This is a genomic window from Nannocystis pusilla (genome assembly GCF_026626665.1).
GTDB classification, from domain to species: Bacteria; Myxococcota_A; Polyangia; order Nannocystales; family Nannocystaceae; genus Nannocystis; species Nannocystis pusilla.
Window position 1 is genome coordinate 9,003,378 of sequence record NZ_JAPNKE010000002.1, and the last position, 19,498, is coordinate 9,022,875.

Consider the following 19,498-nt stretch of genomic DNA (forward strand, 5'->3'; position numbering starts at 1 on the left):
GATGCGACGCTCCGCCCCGCTCCTCTGCGCCCTGGCCCTCGCTTGCGGCACCGACGACGCCACCACCGATCAGGCCGCGACCGCCACCGCGGACACGACCACCGACACGACTGCGAGCACCGCCGAGACGGACACCACGAGCGACAGCGCCGGCACCGGCGATGGTGGCACGATCGCCACGACCACCGAATCGTCGCCGACGACGTCCACGGCGCCGACGACCACCGAGGGCCTGTCCGAAGGGACATCCACGACCGAGACCGTGACCTGCCAGCCGGGCGAGGAGAACCCGTGCTACACCGGCGACCCGGCCCACGCCGACGTCGGCAACTGCAAGTCGGGCGTCGCGGCCTGCGAGGACGGCGAGTGGGGCGCGTGCGTCGGCGACGTGATGCCGGCGCCGGAGACCTGCGAGTCGGAGGGCGACGACGACTGCGACGGCGTCGACCCGTGCACCGGCGACGGGGCGGCCGCGTGGCACAAGACGTGGGGCGACGCGGGCGACCAGCGGGCGCTGGCGGTCGCGTTCGACCCGGACGGGGCGGTGGTGGTGCTGGCCCAGGGCGCGGGCACGTCGAACTTCGGCGGCGGCGACCTGGCCAGCGCGGGCAACTACGACGTCTACGTGGCGAAGTTCGCGGCCGACGGCGCGCACGAGTGGAGCAAGCGCTTCGGCGACCCGGCGATCCAGCTCGGCGACGGCTGGGGCCTCGCGACCGATCCGGGCGGCGACATCGTGCTCACCGGCGACTTCGCCGGGTCCATCGATTTCGGCGGCGGCCCCCTGGTCGCGGCGGGCGACCGCGACGTGTTCGTGGCCAAGCTGTCGTCGGCCGGCGAGCACGTGTGGAGCGCGGCGCACCCGTCGACGGGCTCGGCGATCCCGCGCGACCTGGCGATCGACGCGTCGGGGGCGATCGTGGTGGTCGGCTACTTCACGGCCTCGCTCGACCTCGGCGGCGGGCCGCTGCTGGGGCAGGGCGACTCGCTCGACGCGTTCGTCGCCAAGTTCGCGCCGACCGGCGAGCACGCGTGGAGCTTCCACTTCGGCGACGACACCGAGCAAGACGCGCGCGCGGTGGCGGTCGACGGCGACGGCAACGTCTACGTCGGCGGCTCCTTCCAGGGCACGATCGACCCCGGCAACGGGCCGCTGGTCAGCGCCGGCAGCAGCGACGTGTTCCTCGCCAAGCTCGACCCCGACGGCGCCGCGCTGTGGGCCGCGAGCTGGGGCGACGCGAAGGAGCAGAAGCTGTCGGCGATCGCGGTCGACCCGCAGGGTCGCGTGACCACCTCCGGCCACTTCGTCGGCGCGCTCGACTTCGGCGGCGGCCCGCTCGAGGCGCCGATGTACCGCGGCTTCGCGGCCCAGTTCGCGGCCGAGGACGGCGCCCACGCGTGGTCGAAGCTGCTCGGCGACGGCATCGTCTGGCCGGCTCACCTGGCGGTCGACGAAAGCGGGACGCTGGTGATCGCCGGCCACTACTACAGCGAGAACGACTTCGGCGGCGGCCCGCTGCCGTGGGCCGGCATGCGCGACGCGTTCGCGGTCAAGTACACCTCGGCCGGCAGCCACGTGTGGAGCAAGCACTTCGGCGACGCGACCGAGCAGGAGAGCGACGGCGTCGACGTCCGCCCCGACGGCACGACGGTCGTCTCGGGCGCCTTCTACGGCGCGGCCGACTTCGGCGGCGGACCGGCGACGAGCAAGGGCCTGTTCGACGGCTTCGTCGCCGTGTTCGCGCCGTGAGCCCGGCGAATCATCAGAGTCGCGCATGAGCGCGCGCGATGGACCGTAGCGCGGGGCCTGCGGGCCTCTGGTGATCGATCGCCGCGCGGGCGACAATCCCCGCGATGCCGCCGCCCGCAGCCGCGCCCACGCCCGCCGGCACTTTCGTGCGCGTGCTGCTGACCGGCTGCTTCCTGGCGCTCGCGCTCGGCTTCCCGGCCTTCGCGGTCGCTTCGTCGCTCAGCGGGGCGCCGCTCGGCGCGGTCGCGGTGGTCAAGGCGGCCGCGGTGGCGCTGCTGGGCGCCGCGATCACGACGTGGATCGTGCGGGGCGCGGTGAGCCCGCTGTGGATCGCGTGGGTGGGCCTGCTCGGCGGGTTCGTGCCCGCGGCCCTGGCGGCCCCGCGCTCGCGCTGGATCGGCCTCGCTCTGGCCCACCTGGCGGCCGGCGGCCTGCTCTTGCTCGCCGGCCTGCGTCTGGTCGCGATCGCAGTCGAGGCGGCCTCCGACAGCTGGTCGTTCTTCGGCCTCGTCACCGCGCTGGTCGGCCTCGGCCTCGGCCTCGGCGGGGCGGCGCCGCGGCTGTGGTGGGCCTGGCGCGGCGGCGAGGTCGAGCCGGCCGACGACGCGGTCGCCCGCGACCTGCAGTGGCTGCTATGGCTGGCCCTGGCCGCGCTGTCGCTCGCGTCGGGGCTGGCCGAGACGCTGCCGACCGCGCTCCAATTCGACGGCACGATCGCGCTGCGCCGCGGCCACTGGGAGCACGGCTGCACGTCGACGCTGCCGGGGGTCCAGGACATCTGCCCCGAGCAGCGCCGCTACTCGCTGCGCGCCCGCGGCGGCGAATCGATGCAGATCGAGTGGCGATTCCCCCGCGATTGCACCGTGACGATCGCAACGGCCGAGGCCTCCGCGACCTTCGCGGAGTCATCGTCGCACCAGGTCGAGGTCGGGCCGGGCCGCGAGGTTCTGGTGACGGTCGCGGGGCTGTCCCACGAGTCGTGCTGGTACGATCTGCGGGCGCGGCCGGTCGCGGGAGGAACACGGTGAGCCTCGCGACCCTGCACTGCGAGGGCTGCGGGGCCGCGGCGCCGCTGGTCGCTGCGGCCGCGATCGATTGTCACCACTGCGGCCGATCGATCGCGGTCCCCGCGGCCTGGCGCGCGGCCGCGGAGGGCCATGCCGCGGCCGCGCGGGTGCGCCGCGAGGTCGAGCCGCGCTGGCAGCAATTGGCGGTCGGCGTCGGCGCGCCGGCGCTGGCGGTAGCGAAGGCGCTGCTGCTGGTGCTCCCGCCGCTCGCGACCTGGCTGGTCCAGTCGCGGATGGTGCCGCCGCCGACGCCGGTCGAGAATTTCGGCTACGTGGCGTTCCCGGCGCTGCTGCCCGGAGCGCTGCTGTGGTTGTGGGCGACGACGGTCGACGCGGCGGTGCTGCGCGTGCGCCGGGACGTCAGCGCCCGCGAGGCCGCCGGCGCGCTCGCCTGCCGCAGCTGCGGCGCCCCGCTGGCGCCCGAGCCCGACGCCCTGGCCACGACCTGCCTGTACTGCGGGACCGACAGCCTGGTCCGCGACCTGCCCGCGAGCACCCGCGTCCGCGACCACGCGGTCCGCACGCTGGCCGAGGCCGCCGACGTGCTGCGGCGCCGCCGACTCAACCTCGGCCTCGGCGTGGCCCTGCTCGGCCTCGGCGCGGCCGCGATGGTCGTCGCCGCGGCGCTGGCCCTGTCGCTCGCGTTCGCGGGGTGAGCCGTAGAATCAAGATGTCCGTGAGGACATGTTCATGGGGGCATGTCTCGAAGGGCACATGCTTCCAAAGAAATCAGAAGGCGGAGACCATGATGCCGGCCTCGCGTGGGTCGCGGGGGGTCGCGGGCACCTGGACGCGGAACACCGAGCCCTTGCCGAGCTCGCTCTCGGCGCTGATGTCCCCGCCGAGCAGGTTGCAGTAGTGGCGGCACAGCGCCAGGCCGACGCCGAGGCCGCCGAAGCGGCGCGTCGGCGAGTCGTCGGCCTGCGAGAACGGGGTGAACAGCCGCGGCATGTAGGCCGGGTCGATGCCGACGCCGTTGTCGCGGACGCTGAGCAGGTACACCGGGCCGGTGGGGGTGACCATGGGCTCGACGCGCAGCTCGACGAGGCCGCCGTGGGTGAACTTGCAGGCGTTGCCGAGCAGCTGCACGACCACCTGACGCAGGCGCGTGCGGTCGCTGCGGATCGTGCCGAGCTCGCGCGACAGCTTGAGCTTGAGCTTGTTGTGCCCGCGCTCGGCCAGCGGCGTCACGGCGGCCACGCACTCGTGGACCAGGTCGTGCAGCGCGAACTCCTCGATCTGCAGCTCGAACTTGCCGGCCTCGAGCCGCGCCAGGTCGAGCACGCTGTCGATCAGCGCCAGGAGCTCGTGCGCGGCCCCGAGGATCCGCGTCAGGTCGGCCTGCAGCTCGCCCGGCTCGGCCTCGTCCGGGTGCTCGAGCAGCAGCTCGGTGTAGCCGACGATCGCGTTGAGCGGCGTGCGCAGCTCGTGGCTGATCTTGAGGAGGAAGGAGGTCTTGGTCCGACTGGCGTCGAGCGCCTGCTCGAGGACCCGCCGCCCGCGCTCCACCTCGGACTGCAGCGCCTGATTGGCCCGCGTGAGGGCGACGAGCCGGCCCTCGGCCCCGGCGACGTGCTGGGCCCGGAGATCTCGCAGCTCGCTCCGCACGCCGGCGAGCTCGCTCTCGCGGCGCCGGAGGGCGTCGTCCCGCGCCTCGCCGCGCCGCTGCTCCGCCGCAGCGAACAGGCCGACCGCGGCGATCGCGACGGCCGCCGACAGCGCGATCGATCCGGCCCCCGCGATGAAGAGGCCCGCACCGGCGGCCACCCCGAGCACGACCGCGGTGATCCCCGTAGCCGCGCTGGTGGCATGCACGGAGACCGCCGCGATCGGCAACAACAATAACCAGAGCGGCGTCGTCGCCCCCGCGACCAGCGGCCCCGCGATCGCCACCGCGGCGACGATCACTGACCAGAGGAGCGCACCGATGCGAGCCCGCGAACTCTCCCCGCGCCCCAGGAACACGGTCGCCGCGAGGTGTCCTCCGAGGAGGAGCGCGCCGCCGACGGCCGCGGTCAAACGATGTTCGCTCGCAGCGGCCACAGCCACGCCGAGGAGCAAGGCGAGGCTTGCGATCACCAACACCAGGCGCGAGCCGGTGTCACGCGACGACACCGCACTTGCGGATCGTCCCTCTCGTCGCGCGTGGTCTTCGCCGGTCGTCATCGGAGCAGAGGACTCCTCCATCATAGAAGGTGCGACCCGTGCCGCGCCACGTCCCGACGTGAGCCGACCCGATGCCCACCAGGAAGCCTCTGACGCCCGTGAAAGACGCACGCGCGTTCTCGCCCGGCGCCCGAGCCTTCACGCCGCCGAAACCCAGGGATAGGATCGAAGATCAGCAGGGCTTTCTTTTGTGGAGGATGGAACGATGGCGCTCAAGACCGGCGTGGTGAGTGGTGCGGTGGTGCTCGCGCTCGGATGTATCGGCTGCGACGAGGTGGAAGTGGAAGGTGAGGCGGTCGGCTTCGGCGAGGGCGAGGCGGTGCAGACGCGCAGCACCCAAGAGAACGGCTGGAACCTCAACGGCTGGAACCTCAACAACTGGAAGCTCAACGGGACGAGGCTCAACGACACGAAGCTCTACCGGGACGCGGGCCAGACGGACTACATCCAGCTCTTCGACATCTGGCTGCCCGACGGCGACTATGTCACCACCGGCTCGCTCGTCGGCGGCATGCTCAAGGTCGGCGGACTGACCGGCTGGGACGTCGAGGACACGACCTTCGACTTCAAGGTGAAGGAGGGCGCGACGACGTACTGGAAGTACGTCTGGCTCAAGTACGCCTATCCGGTCGCGGGCTTCTCCGACGTGTGGGAGTACGACATGGATCTCCAGGTCGCTCTCACCAACGATCCGCTGTGCGTCGACGGGACGGGCAAGCGCACGCGTGCGCTGCTCCTGAACGACATCTGGGATCCGGCCACCGGCGCGAAGGTCTCCCCGCGGCCCGACAAGGCGCTCACGTTCGCTTGCAAGGACGGCGCGCTCGCCAAGTGCGTGCTGTTCGGTTATCGCCCGTGGGCCACCGTCAACGGCGTCTCGCTGGCGGACCATCATCAGGCGTGTACGCGAATGGTGCGCGCGGATTACTGCGGCGACGGGCAGGCTCACACGACGCTCGGCACCCCGATCCACGTCCTCGACCAGCTCGGGATCCAGACCCCTGCCGCGAACACGTCGTACGTCGTCGAGGCCGAGTGGGGCCCGAACGGCGCGGTGTGTCTGAATCCGAGCAACACGCGTCATGCGAACCAGACCATCGGCTGCAACATCCCGACCTGCGGCGCCTCGTTCGCGTCGGGCGGTTTGATTCAGAGCGGCAAGATCGTACCCTGAAGGGCGTGACCGAAGGCGCAGAGCCCGCCGCGATCGGCCCGTTCGTCGTCCTCCGCAAGCTGGGCGAGGGCGGCATGGGGGTCGTCTATGCGGGCTACGACGTCGCGCTCGACCGCAAGGTCGCCCTCAAGCTGATCCGCCGCTCGCTGATCGACCGCAGCGAGGTGCGCGCCCGCATGGTCCGCGAGGCGCAGGCGATGGCCCGCCTGTCGCACCCCAACGTGGTGCAGGTCTATCAGGTCGGCGAGCACGGCGACGGCATCTACCTCGCCATGGAGTACGTCGAGGGCCAGACGCTGACGGCGTGGCTGCGCGCCGAGAAGCGCCCGTGGCAGCAGGTGCTGCGCACGATGATCGGGGCCGGGCGCGGACTGGCGGCGGCCCACGCGGCCGGGCTCGTGCACCGCGACTTCAAGCCCGACAACGTGCTCGTCAGCAAGGACGGCCGCCCGTGCGTCCTCGACTTCGGCCTGGTCCACGCGGAGAGCAGCCCCGCGCTGCCGCTCGGCGGCATCGACGTGCGCACCTCGGTCACCGGCCTGCCGACGATCTCCCGCATGTCGACCCAGCCGTCGGGCCCGCCGTTCAGCTCCACCGGCAGCGGCCAGACCGACCGCGGCGACGTGCTCGACATCCGCCTCACCCGCGCCGGCAAGGCCCTCGGCACGCCGGCGTACATGTCGCCCGAGCAGCACTTCGGCGACGAGGCGGTCGGCCCGGCGTCGGACCAGTTCAGCTTCGGCACGACGCTCTACGAGGCGCTGTACGGCACGCGCCCGTTCCCAGGGGCGACGTGGGAGGAGATCAAGCGCGAGGTCCGGCGCGGGATCGTGCCGCCGCCGCCGCGTGAATCGGCGGTGCCGGGGCGGATCTTCCGCATCATCGTCCGCAGCCTCGCGCCGACGCCGGACATGCGCTGGCAGAGCCTCGAGCACATGCTCGACGCGCTGGGGCGCGACCCGCGAAAGTCGATGCTGCGAGCGGCGGGCATCGTCGCGGTCGCGGGCGCGGCAGCGATCGGCAGCTACGCGTTCGCGCTGTCGCAGCGCGAGGCGTCGATGCAGTGCAACGGCCTGGCCGCGGAGCTGGCAGGGGTGTGGGACGACGCGCGCTCGCGGGCGGCGGAGCGGGCCTTCGTCGCCACCGGCTCGCCGTTCGCGGCCGACACCTGGCGCCGCGTCGACGGGCGCCTCGACGCCTACGCGACATCATGGACCGAGGGCCGCACGCAGGCGTGCGAGGCTCACGCCAGCGGCTCGCAGTCGACCCCGCTGTTCGACCGCCGCACCGCCTGCCTGTCGCGCCGCCGCGCCTATCTGTCGGCGCTGGTCGACGTGTTCATCGCCGCCGATCGCTCGGTGATCGAGAACGCGGTGCAGGCGACCGCGGCGTTGCCGAGCCTCGAGTCGTGCGCCGACGCCGACGCGCTGCTGGCCGCCGTCGCCCCGCCCGACGATCCGCATGCAGCAGCCCAGGTCGAGACGCGGCGCAGCCAGCTCGCGCGAGCGGCCGCGCTCGAGGGCACCGGGCAATACACCGAGGGACTGCAGCTCGCCCGTGAGGTCCGCGCGGCCGCGGAGGAGTTGCATTACCCGCCGCTCACCGCCGAGGCCGCGCTCGGCGAGGGCACCCTGCTCATGGCGGTCGCGCGGGTCGACGAGGCGGAGGCGGCGTTGACCGCGGCGCTCAAGCTGGGGATCGTCCACGGCCTCGACGCGATCGCGGCGGAGGCCGCAGCCAAGCGGATCTTCGTCGTCGGCGATGGTCAAGGCCGACGCCAGTTCGCCCTCGACGACCGACCCGTGGCCGAAGCGCTGGCGGAGCGGGCCGACGACGTCCGGATCGCTGCGCTCCTCCACAACAACCTCGGCGCCGTCTACGAGCGCGAGAACGCCGACCTTCAGGCGCGTGAGCACTATATGCGCACGCTGGAACTGCTCGGCCGTAACGTCGGTCCGCCCGACCCGCTGATGGCGATCGTGCATCACAACCTCGGCGGGCTGCACCAACGTTACGGCCGCCTCGCGGAGGCTCGCGAGCATTTCGTCCGCGCCCGCTCGCTGTTCTCGGAGCTGCTCGGCGAGCGCCACCCGATCGTCGCTCACCCGATCGCCAGCCTGGCCGAGGTCGACCAGCTGGAGGGCAACTCGACGCGGCCGCCGACAACTACGCCCGCGCCCTCGCGCTCATGGAGGAGTTCTACGGGGCCGAGCACCTGTACCTCCTGCAGCCGCTCGGCGGCGTGGCGGAGCTCCACGCCACGCGGGGTGACAAGGCGGCGGCGGTGGCCGCATACACTCGCGCCGTCGCCATCGGCGAGCGAGCGGGCACGACGCACCCGTATTACAGCCGGGCCCTGGTAGGGATGGCCGAGCTCGTCCCGATCGCCGAGGCGCGCAGCTTGCTGGCTCGCGCCATCGCGGCGTACGAGGCCGACGGCGGGCCCAAGAACCCCGCGATCGCGCCGGTGGCCGTACGCGCCGGCCAGCTCGCGTTCCAGGCGAACGACCTCCTGGCGGCGCGTCAGTGGTTCGAGCGAGTGCTGGCTGATGCGACAGGTGCAAAAGACCAGCTCGAGTCTCGCTCGCTCGCGGCCCTGGAGCTCGCTCGCCTGCTCCTCGACGCCGGCGAGCGTCAGCGCGCTTGCTCCTGTTGATCGACGCGCGCGTCGGCCTCACGGGCGAAGCGCACAAGGCCGAGCTCGCGGAGCTCGAGGCTGCCTGCGCGCGCGGAGCGTGAGCCGCATGTTCGGCTATGATCGCGCGCCTCGCCCATGACCGAGCGCGCGCCACTCTTCAGGATCGGCCCCTTCGCCGTATCGCGCAAGTTGGGCGAGGGCAGCATGGGGATCGTCTATGCCGCTCACGACGCCGCGCTGGCGCGAGAGGTGGCGATCAAGGTCCTGTCGCGGCGGCACTTCGACAATCGCCAGATCCGGGCCCGCATGGTCCGCGAGGCGCAGGCGCTGGCGCGGCTGTCTCATCCGAACGTCGTGCAGGTGTACCAGGTCGGCGAGCACGACGAAGGGATCTACGTCGCCATGGAGTACGTCCACGGCCACACGCTGCGGTCGTGGCTCCGCGCCGAGCGACGCCCGTGGCAGCAGGTGTTGCGCACGATGCTCGGGGCCGGGCGAGGCCTCGCGGCGGCGCACGCGGCCGGGCTGGTTCACCGCGACTTCAAGCCCGACAACGTGCTCGTCGGCGAGGACACGCGCGCGCGTGGTCGACTTCGGTCTGGTCCACGCCGACGGTTCGGTGCTGGCTGCGAGCCTGGAGGACCCTCTGCCGCAAGCGGCCGGCGCGATGTCGCTGTCGCACGCGTCGACGCAGGTGCAGCCGGCCGCCGAACCGCAGGAGGAGCCGCTGGGCGATCGGCTCACGCGCACCGGGACGATCGTCGGGACGCCGACGTACATGTCGCCCGAGCAGCACTTCGGCGGCGCCATCGGGCCGGCGTCGGACCAATCCAGCTTCGGCGTCACGCTCTACGAGGCGCTGTACGGGACTCGCCCGTTTCTCGCCGCGAGCTGGGAGGAGCTGCGGCAGAAGGTTCGTCGTGGGTTCGTGCCGCCGCCGCGGCGCGACTCGCCGGTGCCGAAGCGGATCTTCCGCATCCTCGTCCGCAGCCTCGCGCCGGCGCCGGAGCTGCGCTGGCCGAGCCTCGAGCACATGTTGGACGCGCTCGAGCGCGACCCACGGAAGACGATGCTGCGGGCGGCCGGCATCCTGGCGGTGGCGGGCGCGGCGGCAGGGGGCAGCTACGGGTTCGCGCTGTCGCAGCGCGAAGCGTCGATGCAGTGTGACGACCTGGCGGCGGAGCTGGCCGGGGTGTGGGACGAGACCCGTGCCGTCGCGGCCGAGAAGGCCTTCGTCGCCACGGGTTCGCCGTATGCCGCGGATACTTGGCGACGCGTCCACGCTCGCCTCGACGCATACGCGCTGGCGTGGACGGAGGGACGGACGCAGGCGTGCGAGGCCCACGCCAGCGGCTCGCAATCGACCTCGCAGTTCGACCGCCGCGTCGCCTGCCTCACTCGCCGCCGGGCCCATCTAACTGCGCTGGTCGACGTGTTCATCGCGGCCGACCGCTCCGTGGTCGAGAATGCCGTCCAGGCGACTGCCGCGCTGCCGAGCCTCCAATCGTGCGCCGATGCCGACGCGTTGCTGGCCGCCGTCCCTCCGCCCGACGATCCGCACACGGCTGCTCAGGTCGAGACCCGACGCGGCCAGCTCGCCCGCGCAGCCGCCCTCGAAGGTACCGGGCAGTACACCGAGGCTCTGCAGCTCGCGCGCGAGGTCGGAGCCGCCGCCGAGGAGTTGCGCTTCCCGCCGCTCACCGCCGAGGCCGGGCTGCGCGAGGGCAGCTTGTTATTGGTGATGGCGCGCGATGCCGAAGCGGAGGCTGCGCTGACCCGGGCGATGCGTTTCGGGCTGGTGCACGGCCTCGATGCCATCGCGGCCGAGGCCGTGGTCAAGCGGATCTTCGTCGTCGGCGAGCTGCAGGGTCGCCGCGAGGTCGCGCTTGACGCCGAGGCCCTGGCCGAGGCGCTCACCGAGCGCGCCCGCGACGACGGTCGGCTCGAGGGCCTCCTGCACAACAACCTGGGCGCGGTCTATTCACGCGACATCACCGACGAACGCGGGCGCCTCCGTTACTTGCGCTCGATCGAGGTGTTCGGCCGCCGCAGCGAGGGGCCCGATCCGATGATCGCAGCCGCACACCACAACCTCGGTGGTCTTTACCGCAGCCAGGGCCGACTGGACGACGCACGCGAGCACTACTCACAGGCCGTCGCGGTGGTCGCAGAACTCCTCGGCGAGCACCACCCGATGATCACGCACCCGCTCGGCGGCGTCGCCGACGTGGACCTGCTGCAGGGTCGACGTGACGAGGCCGCCGCAGGGTTTCGCCGTCAGCTCGCCTTGATGGAAGCCATCTACGGCCAGCATCACCTCTATCTGCTGCATCCGCTGGTGGGCCTCGGCAAGGTCGGTCTCGCCGACGGAGCGATCGATACCGCCACCGCCGAGTTTCGCCGCGCCGTGGCGATCGGCGAGCAACTCGGCACGACCCACTCGATGTACGCCGAGGCGCTGGCCGGCCTCGCCGAGTGCCTCGCCGCTTCCGACATCGCCGAGGCCCGCAGCTTGCTCGCCCGCGCGATCACCGTCTACGAGGCCGACGGCGGCCCGAAGAACCCGGCGATCCCGCCCTTGGCCGTGCGCGCGGGCCGGCTCGCGGTCGCCGCCGAAGACCTCGTCGAAGCACGCCGGTGGCTGGAGCGTGTGCTGGCCGATACGACAGGTGCCAAAGGACAGGGCCAAACGCGCTCGCTCGCCGCCCTCGAGCTCGCGCGCCTGCTCCTCGCCGCCGGCGAGCGCCAGCGGGCCTGCTCCCTGTTGTCCGACGCTCGCGTCGCCTCGGTGGGCGAAGCGCACGAGCCCGACCTCGCCGCGCTCGAAGCCGCCTGCGCGCCTTGAGAAGTCGGCCCCGGTCCCGTGCTGGCCTCGTCCGCACCGCGATGCGCTGCCGGCCGAGCGCAGGTCCTCCGTAGACGACGAAGCGGTGCGCCGAGGCGACCCCGTGGCGCGCACCTCTCGGGCGAGGCGGGTGGGCGTCGCTCGCGGCCTGCACCTGCTGCCGACGCGCCCGCGGTTCCTTGCCTCGGCCGTCGCTTCAAGCGGCCGGCAGCGCCGCTGCGCGGCGTCGGCGCAGGTGGGCGCGCCAGAGGCTCACGAGCAGCAGGGTCAGCATGGCGGGGACGCGGGAGATCGCACGATTTCAGAATAGCGGAAATTCCTCTCGTGCCATGGAGCCGGCTGAGCTCGCTCGCAATTTCCTCCCTCTGCCTGCAGACCCTCGAACAGCCCCGTGCGGCCGCGCCTGCCGCCCTGGCGCAAGCCTCGCATGGGACGCCGCTCTTGTTCATCGACTTGAAAATTCCATTTTAATGAAATACTGTGATGGCATGCGCGTGGGCATCGTCGGCGGCCTCGATCGGAGCGAACAGAGCTACCAGCGCGCTGTGCGCGCGATGGGCCACGAGCTCGAGCACCACACCGGCTATATGCGGGGCCACGCTTCTCCGAGCTCGAGCGGCTCGTCGACCGCAGCGACCTCGTCGTCATCGTCACTGAGGTGAACAGCCACGGCGCGGTGCAGACCACCCGCAAGCTGCTCCGCGAGCGCTCGCGGCCGGCGGTGCTGGTGCGCAAGCTCGGCCTGTCGCGGCTGGTCGCGCTGGTCGAGAACCACGCCTCGGCCCTGGCCGCCGAGGCACCTGCCCGCTAGGACAGGTCGGCATTCCGGCGCGGCCCCTCGCGCCGAACCTGCACGGCCGAATCACCTGTCCCGAGAGACAGACACTCGCCGACCTCGCCGACGCCTGTCCCGCGGGACAGGCACCCGCTCAGCGCAGCTCGACCGCCGCCCCGACCTCGACGAGCGCGGCCTGCAGCCGGCGAGCGGCCGCCAGCTCGAGCTTCGCCTTGATCAGCGTCGGCGCGGACTCGACCAGGTCCTTGGTCTCCTTGAGCCCGAGGCCGGTCACTGCGCGCACCTCTTTGATCACCGAGATCTTGTTGGGCCCGACGCTCTGCAGGAACACGTCGACCTCGGCGGGCTCGCTGCGGCGCCACATCTCCCGCACCTCGACCGTGGCCCCGAGCGCGATCAGCTTGTGCGCCAGCGCCTCGGCCTCCGGGCGACCGATGCCGTCGCGCAGCAGCGCGCCTGGCGTTTCGGACAGGTCCTTGGCCTCCTTGAGGCCGCAGCCGAGCTCCTCGCGGATCGTCTTGATCACCATGATCTTCTGCGGCCCGCAGGCGCTGAGGATCACGTCGCACGGCGTCGTCGCGTCGGGGACGTCGTCCTCGTCGTCCTCCTGGCCCGCGCCCCACGCCGGGCTGCGGACCTCGACGCGCGCGCCCACGGTCGTCAGCGCCTGCGCGAGCGCCCGCGCCTCGCCGCTGTCGAGGCCGTCCTTGATCAGGACGTCGGTCGACTCGGCCAGGTCCTTGGCCTCCTTGAGCCCGAGCGCGGTGGCCTCGCGGATGAGCTTGATGACGCTGATCTTGTGCTCGCCGCAGGACCGCAGCACCACGCCGTAGCCGACCGTCGGCTCGGGCAAGCGCGCCGGCTCCGGCGCCGCCTCGCCGCGGATCGACACGCGCGCGTCGACGGCCGTCAGCGCCTGCGCGAGCGTCCGCGCCTCGGCCTCGCGCAAGCCAGCCTTGATCGTCACGTCGGTCGACTCCGACAGGTCCTTGGCCTCCTTGAGCCCGAGCCCCGTGGCCTCGCGGATCAGCTTGATCACGTCGATCTTGCGCGTGCCGAAGTGGTGCAGCACCACCTCGAAGCCGCCGGTCGCGCTGACGGGCAGGGGCGCCGCCGGGGCCGCGCTGCGGACCGAGGCGCGCGCGTCGACGGCGGTGAGCGCCTGCGCGAGCGACCGCGCCTCCGGCTCGCTCAGGCCCTGCTTGACCACCGCGTCGGTCGACTCGGACACGTCCTTGGCGTCCTTGAGCGTGAGCCCCGTGTGGTCGCGGATCACCTTGATCACGTCGAGCTTGCGCGGGCCGCACTGGTGAAGGATCACCGCCAAGCCCCCGCCGGACGGGCTCGTCGCCGCCCCCGGGCGCGCCGGCTCGCTGCTCGCCGCGCCCCACGTCACCGCCGACTCGCCGCTCACCGCCCGCTCCGGCGGCGCGCTGCTCGTGGGCGCGGACGTCGACGGTCGCTCCGGCCTCGACCAACTCGTGGCGCAGCGCCTCGGCCTCGTCCTGACCGATCCGCCGGCGCACCAGGCACGGCGCGTCGTCGACCAGCTCGACCGCCTCGCGCAGCCCGAGGCCCATCATCATCTTCAGGGCGCGCACGACGTTGATCTTGCTCGTGCCCTTGTCTTGCAGATACACGTCAAAAAACTCGGGGGCCGGAGAGGCGCCATGGGTCCGCAGCTCGACGGTCGCGCCGGCGGCGCTCAGCTTGACGCGCAGCGCCTCGGCCAGGGCGGGGGCGATCCGCGTGCGGACCGTGCTCGGCGTGCGTGCCACCAGCTTGGCGGCCGCCGCCGGCTCGAGGCCCGTCATCGCTCGCACCACCTCGGTGACCGCCGCCGGGTTCGACCCGGCGTGGCGCAGGATCACGTCCTGCGGGATCACTTCGCCCGACTGGCCTCCGACCGTCATCGCTCGCCCTCCACGGGCGACGATACCCGAATCGCCGCCGGACCGGCGCGCCGACCGGCAGCGAGCGCGAGCGCACCATTCGGGGCCCGCGGTGCTCTCGGGGTACCTGTAGGGCGATCGACCTGTCCTCGCGGGCATCCGCATCCCGGGCGGCGTGCGGTCGAGGCCGAGCTCGCGCGTCCGGCGAGTGCCCGGTCGTGCGGGGCGATCTGCCGCCGCCAGCGAGCGACCTGTCCTCGCGGGCATCCGCATCACGGCGGCGTGCGGTCGAGGCCGAGCTCGCGCGTTCGGTGGGTAACCCGGTCGTGCCGGGCGATCTGTCCGCCGGCGAGTCGCTAGCGACATGTCCTCGGGGACATCCGACTCATTCGCGGACGAACGGCTCGCGGTCGATGCCGAGCTTGCGCATCTTGCTCTGCAGCGTGCCGGGCTTGAGGCCGAGGGCCTGGGCGGCGCCGCCGGGGCCGTAGATCCGCCCGTCGCAGGCTCGCAGGGCGGCGGTGATGCAGCGGCGGATCGCCGCGTCGAGGCGCTCGACCGCGGCCGGGGTCGGGGCCGGCGCGGGCTCGACGGCGAGGGCGGCGTCGAGGGCGAGGGCCGTGCCGCGACCGAGGATGATCGCCGCCTCGAGCACGTTGGCGAGCTCGCGCACGTTGCCGGGCCAGTCGTGGCGGGCCAGCCGGACCAGCGCGGCGGGCGGCACCGCGGGCGTGGGCAGCTTGAGGCGGGCGGCGATGTCGGCGACCAGCGCGGCGGTGAGGGCCGGCAGCTCCTCGAGTCGCTCGCGCAGCGGGGGCACGCGGATCTTGAACACACATAGCCGAAAGAACAGGTCGCGGCGGAAGCCGCCGGCGGCGACCATCGGCTCGAGCTCGCGGTGGGTGGCGGCGATCACCCGCACGTCGACGCGCACCCGCTCCTCGCCGCCGACGCGCTCGAACTCCTGCGACTGCAGCGCGCGCAGCAGCTTGACCTGCACCTCGAGCGGCAGCTCGCCGACCTCGTCGAGGAACAGGGTGCCGCGGTCGGCCCGCTCGAACACCCCGAGGTGGCGCTTCGTCGCGCCGGTGAAGGCCCCCGCCTCGTGGCCGAACAGCGCGCTCTCCACCAGGTTGGCCGGCAGCGCCCCGCAGTTGATCGCCACCATCGGCCGGTGCCCGCGCGCCGACAGCCGGTGCAGCCGCTGGGCCAGCAGCTCCTTGCCCGTGCCCGACTCGCCGGCCAGGAGCACCGTGGTGTCGAACGGCGCCACCGCCTCGAGGCGGCGCAGGACCTCCTGCATCGCCGCGCTGCGGGCCACCAGCGGCCGCTCGCGCTCGCCGTGGCGGGCCTGCTCGCGCAGCTCGCGGTTCTCCACGTGGGCCCGGCGCGACAGCTCCGCGACCCGCTGCGTGACCTCCTGGCCGCGCAGCAGGTGGAACAGCACGTCGCCGAGCGTCGCCGCGAGGGCGGGCGTCGGCCGCTCGCCGGGGCCGAGCGTCAGGGCGACGAACATCGCCGCGCCGGCGCCTCCGAGGGGGAGCACGAGCCGCGAGCGCCCGCCCGGGCCGCGCCGCTCCGTCTCGTCGATTCGGCCCGCGCGCAGGGCGGCGATCTCCCGCTCCTGCAGCCGACGGCGGGTCGTGGCCACCGCGCCGTCGCCCGGCGCGCCGCTCACGACCTCGACTTCGTCGGTGCCCTCGACGCGCTCGCCGAGCTCGAGCCGCGCCAGGGGCAGCGCCCGCGCCAGCGCCTCGATCACCCGCCGCACCCACGTCCGCCGCGTGTGCGCCTCGCTGGCCGCCGCCACCAGCGCCGCCAGCAGCTCGACCGGCTCCAAACCCGCCTCAGGCATCGCGCAGGGCAGTGTAGCGCACCGGCACTGAAATATCAGTGCGATGTCACTGAAACTTCAGTGCCCTCGCCTCGAGCCTCGAGCTCCGTTCCCAAGTGCTTGTATTTGCCGTGGTTCTTCCTCGTCGCCGGCCGGCGCGAGGCGTGCTGGGGGCAGCCCGCAGAGGAGAAATTTCAAACGATGCCCCACGTCATCACCCGTCACTGCGCCGGCACCTGCGACACGGCCTGCGCCCAGGCCTGCCCGATCGATTGCATCCACGGGCCGATCGCCGACGCCACCCTGCGCTCGGTGCCCGCGGCCGAACGCGGCGTGCGCTTCCCCGGGGTCCAGCTCTACATCGATCCGGACGAATGCATCGACTGCGGCTGCTGTGTGGCGGTGTGCCCGGTATCGGCGATCCACATGGACTGCGACGTGCCGCTCGAGCTGCGGGACGACATCGAGGCCAACGCGCGCTTCTTCGGCCGGCGCGGGCGATGAACCGCGCCGACGCCGCGGGCGCGGGCCGTCCGCTCGACGCGTGACGGGGCGGCGCGGGGCTTTGTACACTCTCGGCGTGCTCCGCCGCGTCGTCGCTGCTCGTTATGTGGTCCCGCTGCGCGAGGGCGGCTCGTTACCCGCGGTCGTCGAGGCCGAGGACGGCCGCTCTTACGTCGTCAAGTTTCGCGCCGCCGGTCAAGGCGCGCGCCCTGATCGCCGAGGTGGTGGTCGGCGAGCTCGGGCGCACGCTCGGCTTGCCGGTGCCGGAGCTGGTGATCATCGAGCTCGACGCGGCGGTCGGCCGCAACGAGGGCGACCCGGAGATCCGCGACCTCGTGGTGGCGAGCGCCGGCGACAACGTCGGCATGGCGTTCCTGGCCAGCGCGATCGGCTTCGACCCGGCGGCCAAGCCGAAGCTCGACCCCATGCTCGCGGCCCGGATCGTCGCGTTCGACGCGTTCGCGCAGAACATGGACCGCACGGCCAAGAACACCAACCTGTTGTGGTGCACCGGCCAGCTGTGGCTGATCGACCACGGCGCGGCGCTCTATTGGCAGCACGACTGGGACGGCGGCATGGATGGCGCCGACTCGAAGTTCCCGCTGATCGCCCGCCACGTGCTGCTGCCGTGGGCGGGCCCGGTCGCCGCCGAGGCGGAGTGGCTGACCGCGGGCCTGACCGACGCGGCGATCGACGCCGCGACCGCGGAGGTGCCCGACGCGTGGTGGACGGCCCCGCCCGCGCTGCCGCCCGACGAGTACCGCGCCGCCTTCGCGGCCCGCCTGCGAGCCCGCCGCGACGCGGCGTCCGTCTACCTCGAGGAGGCCGACCGTGCGCGCGCCGTTTGATTACGCGATCGTCCGCGTGGTGCCGCGAGTCGAGCGCGAGGAGTTCGTCAACGCCGGCGTGATCGTCCACGCGCCGACGCTCGGCTTCCTCGGCTGCGCGCTGGCCCTCGACCGCCACCGCGTGCTCGCCCTCGCGGAGAAGGTCGACCTCGAGGCGCTCACCCGCCACCTCGACGCCTTCCGCGCGGTCTGCTACGGCGACCAGGGCGCCGGCTCGATCGCCGCGCTGCCGATCTCCGAGCGCTTCCACTGGCTGGTCGCCCCGCGCAGTACGATCATTCAGACCTCGCCGGTCCACGGCGGGGTGTGCAGCGACCCCACGTTCGCCCTGCGCGACCTGTTCAAAAAGCGCGTGGCCTGATCGCGGCCCGGCGTCCTCGCGGAGCCGGGGCTCGGGAGAGGCCCTGTCTCCGACGCTCCGACGGCGCCTGCGACCAGGGGAAAGGTGAGACCGGCCTTAGGGCCCTGAATTCGCCGGTATGCGCGACCACGGCGATTCGATGGGTCGTCGGCTGAAAAAATGGCGTGACTCTTCTCGGCAGCCACCATGACTCGTGATTCGCGGTCGAACGGTGCGCGTGCTATCCCGTCTCGTATCGATGTTGATGAAGCGAAGTGCCATTCGCGCTATTCCTGGTATCGTCACGCTCGCGCTGATCGGCGCCTGCGGGTCTCCGCTGCCCCCGGCCCAACCCGAAGAGGCCGATTATCTGGCGCAGTGCGACCTCCCGTCCGGGCTGTCGGCCTATTGCTCGGCCTGCGCGGGGGGCAGCGCGGGGGCCTGCCTCGCGGTCGCACGCGCGTACGAGCGGGGCGAGCAGCTCGGGCGCGACCCGCTGGGGATGGTCGCCTTCGAGCGCCAGGCCTGCGACCTCGGCTCCGGCCGCGGGTGTACGAACCTGGCCGGCTCCTATCGCAGCGGCGAGGGCGTCGAGCGGCGGAGCGGGCAGGCCGACGCGCTGTGGAATTACGGCTGCGGCCTGGCGGAGCGCACCTGCAACAAAGAGCAGCTCGCCTACGAGTGCGTCGCGGCGAGCAAGTGCCGCAGCGCGCGGAACGAGCCGCTCGAGCGGCGGCACGTCGAGCAGGCCGAGGTGGCCTGCGAGGGCGGCGACCGGGTCGGCTGCGAGGTCGCGGTCGACGCGGCGATGCGCGGCCCGGAGGTCGATCCGGCGGAGATCGCCGGCCTGTTCGTCCATATGTGCGAGTCCGGCGGGGAGTTCGGCTGCGAGGCCGTGGCGATGCAGCAGTGGCTCGGGCTCGGCGTCGTCGCCGACCCCGAGGCGGCGCGGGCGACCTTCGCCCGCCTGTGCGCCGGCGGCCTGCAATCGTCGTGTCACGCCGAGCGCGGCTACATGCACCTGCTGCTGGTCGCGCCGTTCATCGCCGGGGCCGCGACGCCGTACCCGCACAAGGCGATCGCCGCCGCCGTGGCGCGGAGCCGCGGGCCGGTGAAGGACGGCGGCATGGTCGGCTTCTGCGTCGCGCCCGACGGCACCACCGACAAGCCGGTCGTCCTCGACAGCTCGGGCAGCGAGGAGGTCGACGGCGAGGTACTCGCGGCGGTCGAGACCTGGCGGTTCCCGAGCCGCCTCGACACCCCGCAGGCGGAGCTGTGCATGCAGACCGCGTTCCTGCTGCCGCGGTCCCGCTGAACGGCCGACGCGAGCGTGACCCGGATGAGCCCCGCGATCGGGCGCCCCCGGCGTCCTCGCCGGACGAGCGCTGCGCCCCGGGCCGGTCCGCCTCGCGGCGCGCCCGCCTCGGCGCGGAGGACGGTGCGTCCGCCCATATATAAAACATGTCCGAAGGGACATTCATCGCAGTCTCCGCGCCCTCGCGCCGCCCGCCCCGGCGGCGCGTGTATTCGACGGACCGCGAATCATCGTCGTCGCGGGCGCCGCGCGAGCCGGACGGGCCCCGGGTGATGAATTCTCCGTCTCGGCCCACCCCGTGACGAGCATCCCGGTCGGTGCTCAGAATC

The 19,498-nt window shown here is 72.8% G+C and carries 15 protein-coding genes and 4 pseudogenes; 14 read left to right on the forward strand and 5 right to left on the reverse strand.

The window, feature by feature from the left end:
• Window position 1 precedes the first annotated feature (1 nt).
• The 3 genes from OV079_RS39775 (at window position 2) to OV079_RS39785 (ending at window position 3,473) form a co-directional block, all read left to right on the forward strand.
• Window positions 2-1,750, forward strand: coding sequence for an NHL repeat-containing protein (locus OV079_RS39775; protein WP_267774887.1), 1,749 nt, complete (start codon window positions 2-4; stop codon window positions 1,748-1,750).
• 104 nt (window positions 1,751-1,854) lie between these two features.
• Entirely contained in the window at window positions 1,855-2,778 is a 924-nt protein-coding gene (locus OV079_RS39780) for a hypothetical protein (protein ID WP_267774888.1), read from the forward strand.
• Window positions 2,775-3,473: a hypothetical protein gene (locus OV079_RS39785; protein WP_267774889.1), complete on the forward strand. Its 699-nt coding sequence runs from the start codon at window positions 2,775-2,777 to the stop codon at window positions 3,471-3,473. Before OV079_RS39780 ends, OV079_RS39785 begins: the two co-directional genes overlap by 4 nt.
• 73 nt (window positions 3,474-3,546) lie before the next feature.
• Here OV079_RS39785 and OV079_RS39790 read toward each other — a convergent pair whose 3' ends face one another.
• On the reverse strand, window positions 3,547-4,725 hold the full coding sequence (locus tag OV079_RS39790) for a sensor histidine kinase (RefSeq protein WP_267774890.1): 1,179 nt from the start codon (window positions 4,723-4,725) through the stop codon (window positions 3,547-3,549).
• Between the two features lie 463 nt (window positions 4,726-5,188).
• Between OV079_RS39790 and OV079_RS39795 the strand changes: the two genes are divergently transcribed.
• From OV079_RS39795 to OV079_RS39805, 4 genes and pseudogenes are all read left to right on the forward strand, one after another.
• Window positions 5,189-6,157 carry an ADYC domain-containing protein gene (locus OV079_RS39795; protein WP_267774891.1) on the forward strand — a complete coding sequence of 323 codons (969 nt, stop codon included), beginning with the start codon at window positions 5,189-5,191 and terminating at the stop codon, window positions 6,155-6,157.
• A 5-nt stretch (window positions 6,158-6,162) separates the two neighbouring features.
• Window positions 6,163-8,292 (forward strand): annotated as a pseudogene (locus OV079_RS39800) (protein kinase domain-containing protein); the annotation flags it as partial.
• A gap of 53 nt (window positions 8,293-8,345) precedes the next feature.
• Window positions 8,346-8,414, forward strand: a pseudogene (locus tag OV079_RS59390) (hypothetical protein); the annotation flags it as partial.
• Between the two features lie 108 nt (window positions 8,415-8,522).
• Window positions 8,523-8,813: a tetratricopeptide repeat protein gene (locus OV079_RS39805; protein WP_267774893.1), complete on the forward strand. Its 291-nt coding sequence runs from the start codon at window positions 8,523-8,525 to the stop codon at window positions 8,811-8,813.
• Here the strand turns inward: OV079_RS39805 and OV079_RS59395 are convergent.
• The gene (locus OV079_RS59395; protein ID WP_420829448.1) at window positions 8,792-9,001 is read right to left on the reverse strand and encodes a hypothetical protein; all 210 of its coding nucleotides are present in this window, start codon (window positions 8,999-9,001) and stop codon (window positions 8,792-8,794) included. The two genes, OV079_RS39805 and OV079_RS59395, sit on opposite strands and share 22 nt — an antisense overlap.
• Here OV079_RS59395 and OV079_RS59400 point away from each other — a divergent pair.
• The 3 genes and pseudogenes from OV079_RS59400 to OV079_RS39820 form a co-directional block, all read left to right on the forward strand.
• Window positions 9,000-9,962: a protein kinase domain-containing protein gene (locus OV079_RS59400; RefSeq protein WP_420829449.1), complete on the forward strand. Its 963-nt coding sequence runs from the start codon at window positions 9,000-9,002 to the stop codon at window positions 9,960-9,962. The two genes, OV079_RS59395 and OV079_RS59400, sit on opposite strands and share 2 nt — an antisense overlap.
• Before the next feature lie 265 nt (window positions 9,963-10,227).
• Window positions 10,228-11,640, forward strand: a complete 1,413-nt coding sequence (locus OV079_RS39815) for a tetratricopeptide repeat protein (RefSeq protein ID WP_267774895.1) — start codon at window positions 10,228-10,230, stop codon at window positions 11,638-11,640.
• Between the two features lie 610 nt (window positions 11,641-12,250).
• A pseudogene (locus OV079_RS39820) lies at window positions 12,251-12,451 on the forward strand (DUF2325 domain-containing protein); the annotation flags it as partial.
• 118 nt (window positions 12,452-12,569) lie between these two features.
• Here OV079_RS39820 and OV079_RS39830 read toward each other — a convergent pair.
• The 3 genes and pseudogenes from OV079_RS39830 to OV079_RS39835 all read right to left on the reverse strand — a co-directional run bounded on the left by OV079_RS39830 (window position 12,570) and on the right by OV079_RS39835 (window position 16,183).
• Window positions 12,570-13,850, reverse strand: coding sequence for a ribosomal protein L7/L12 (locus OV079_RS39830; RefSeq protein WP_338088985.1), 1,281 nt, complete (start codon window positions 13,848-13,850; stop codon window positions 12,570-12,572).
• A 46-nt stretch (window positions 13,851-13,896) separates the two neighbouring features.
• Window positions 13,897-14,694, reverse strand: a pseudogene (locus OV079_RS59405) (ribosomal protein L7/L12); the annotation flags it as partial.
• A 19-nt stretch (window positions 14,695-14,713) separates the two neighbouring features.
• On the reverse strand, window positions 14,714-16,183 hold the full coding sequence (locus tag OV079_RS39835; protein ID WP_267774897.1) for a sigma-54 interaction domain-containing protein: 1,470 nt from the start codon (window positions 16,181-16,183) through the stop codon (window positions 14,714-14,716).
• A 99-nt stretch (window positions 16,184-16,282) separates the two neighbouring features.
• Between OV079_RS39835 and OV079_RS39840 the strand changes: the two genes are divergently transcribed.
• The 4 genes from OV079_RS39840 (at window position 16,283) to OV079_RS39855 (ending at window position 19,169) form a co-directional block, all read left to right on the forward strand.
• Entirely contained in the window at window positions 16,283-16,666 is a 384-nt protein-coding gene (locus tag OV079_RS39840) for a 4Fe-4S dicluster domain-containing protein (RefSeq protein ID WP_267774898.1), read from the forward strand.
• Window positions 16,667-16,887: 221 nt separating this feature from the next.
• Window positions 16,888-17,514: a HipA family kinase gene (locus tag OV079_RS39845; RefSeq protein WP_267774899.1), complete on the forward strand. Its 627-nt coding sequence runs from the start codon at window positions 16,888-16,890 to the stop codon at window positions 17,512-17,514.
• Entirely contained in the window at window positions 17,498-17,875 is a 378-nt protein-coding gene (locus OV079_RS39850; protein WP_267774900.1) for a DUF3037 domain-containing protein, read from the forward strand. The genes OV079_RS39845 and OV079_RS39850 overlap by 17 nt, the downstream gene beginning before the upstream one ends.
• Before the next feature lie 244 nt (window positions 17,876-18,119).
• Window positions 18,120-19,169 carry a hypothetical protein gene (locus tag OV079_RS39855; protein ID WP_267774901.1) on the forward strand — a complete coding sequence of 350 codons (1,050 nt, stop codon included), beginning with the start codon at window positions 18,120-18,122 and terminating at the stop codon, window positions 19,167-19,169.
• Window positions 19,170-19,498 lie beyond the last annotated feature (329 nt).

Excerpts from the sequence above, each read along its gene's own strand:
- OV079_RS39780 (WP_267774888.1), top strand. The coding sequence starts at position 1,855 with ATGCCGCCGCCCGCAGCCGCGCCCACGCCCGCCGGCACTTTCGTGCGC.
- OV079_RS39855 (WP_267774901.1), top strand. The coding sequence starts at position 18,120 with ATGAAGCGAAGTGCCATTCGCGCTATTCCTGGTATCGTCACGCTCGCG.
- OV079_RS59400 (WP_420829449.1), top strand. The coding sequence starts at position 9,000 with ATGGGGATCGTCTATGCCGCTCACGACGCCGCGCTGGCGCGAGAGGTG.
- OV079_RS59395 (WP_420829448.1), bottom strand. The coding sequence starts at position 9,001 with ATGCTGCCCTCGCCCAACTTGCGCGATACGGCGAAGGGGCCGATCCTG.
- OV079_RS39805 (WP_267774893.1), top strand. The coding sequence starts at position 8,523 with ATGGCCGAGCTCGTCCCGATCGCCGAGGCGCGCAGCTTGCTGGCTCGC.
- OV079_RS39795 (WP_267774891.1), top strand. The coding sequence starts at position 5,189 with ATGGCGCTCAAGACCGGCGTGGTGAGTGGTGCGGTGGTGCTCGCGCTC.
- OV079_RS39775 (WP_267774887.1), top strand. The coding sequence starts at position 2 with ATGCGACGCTCCGCCCCGCTCCTCTGCGCCCTGGCCCTCGCTTGCGGC.
- OV079_RS39835 (WP_267774897.1), bottom strand. The coding sequence starts at position 16,183 with ATGCCTGAGGCGGGTTTGGAGCCGGTCGAGCTGCTGGCGGCGCTGGTG.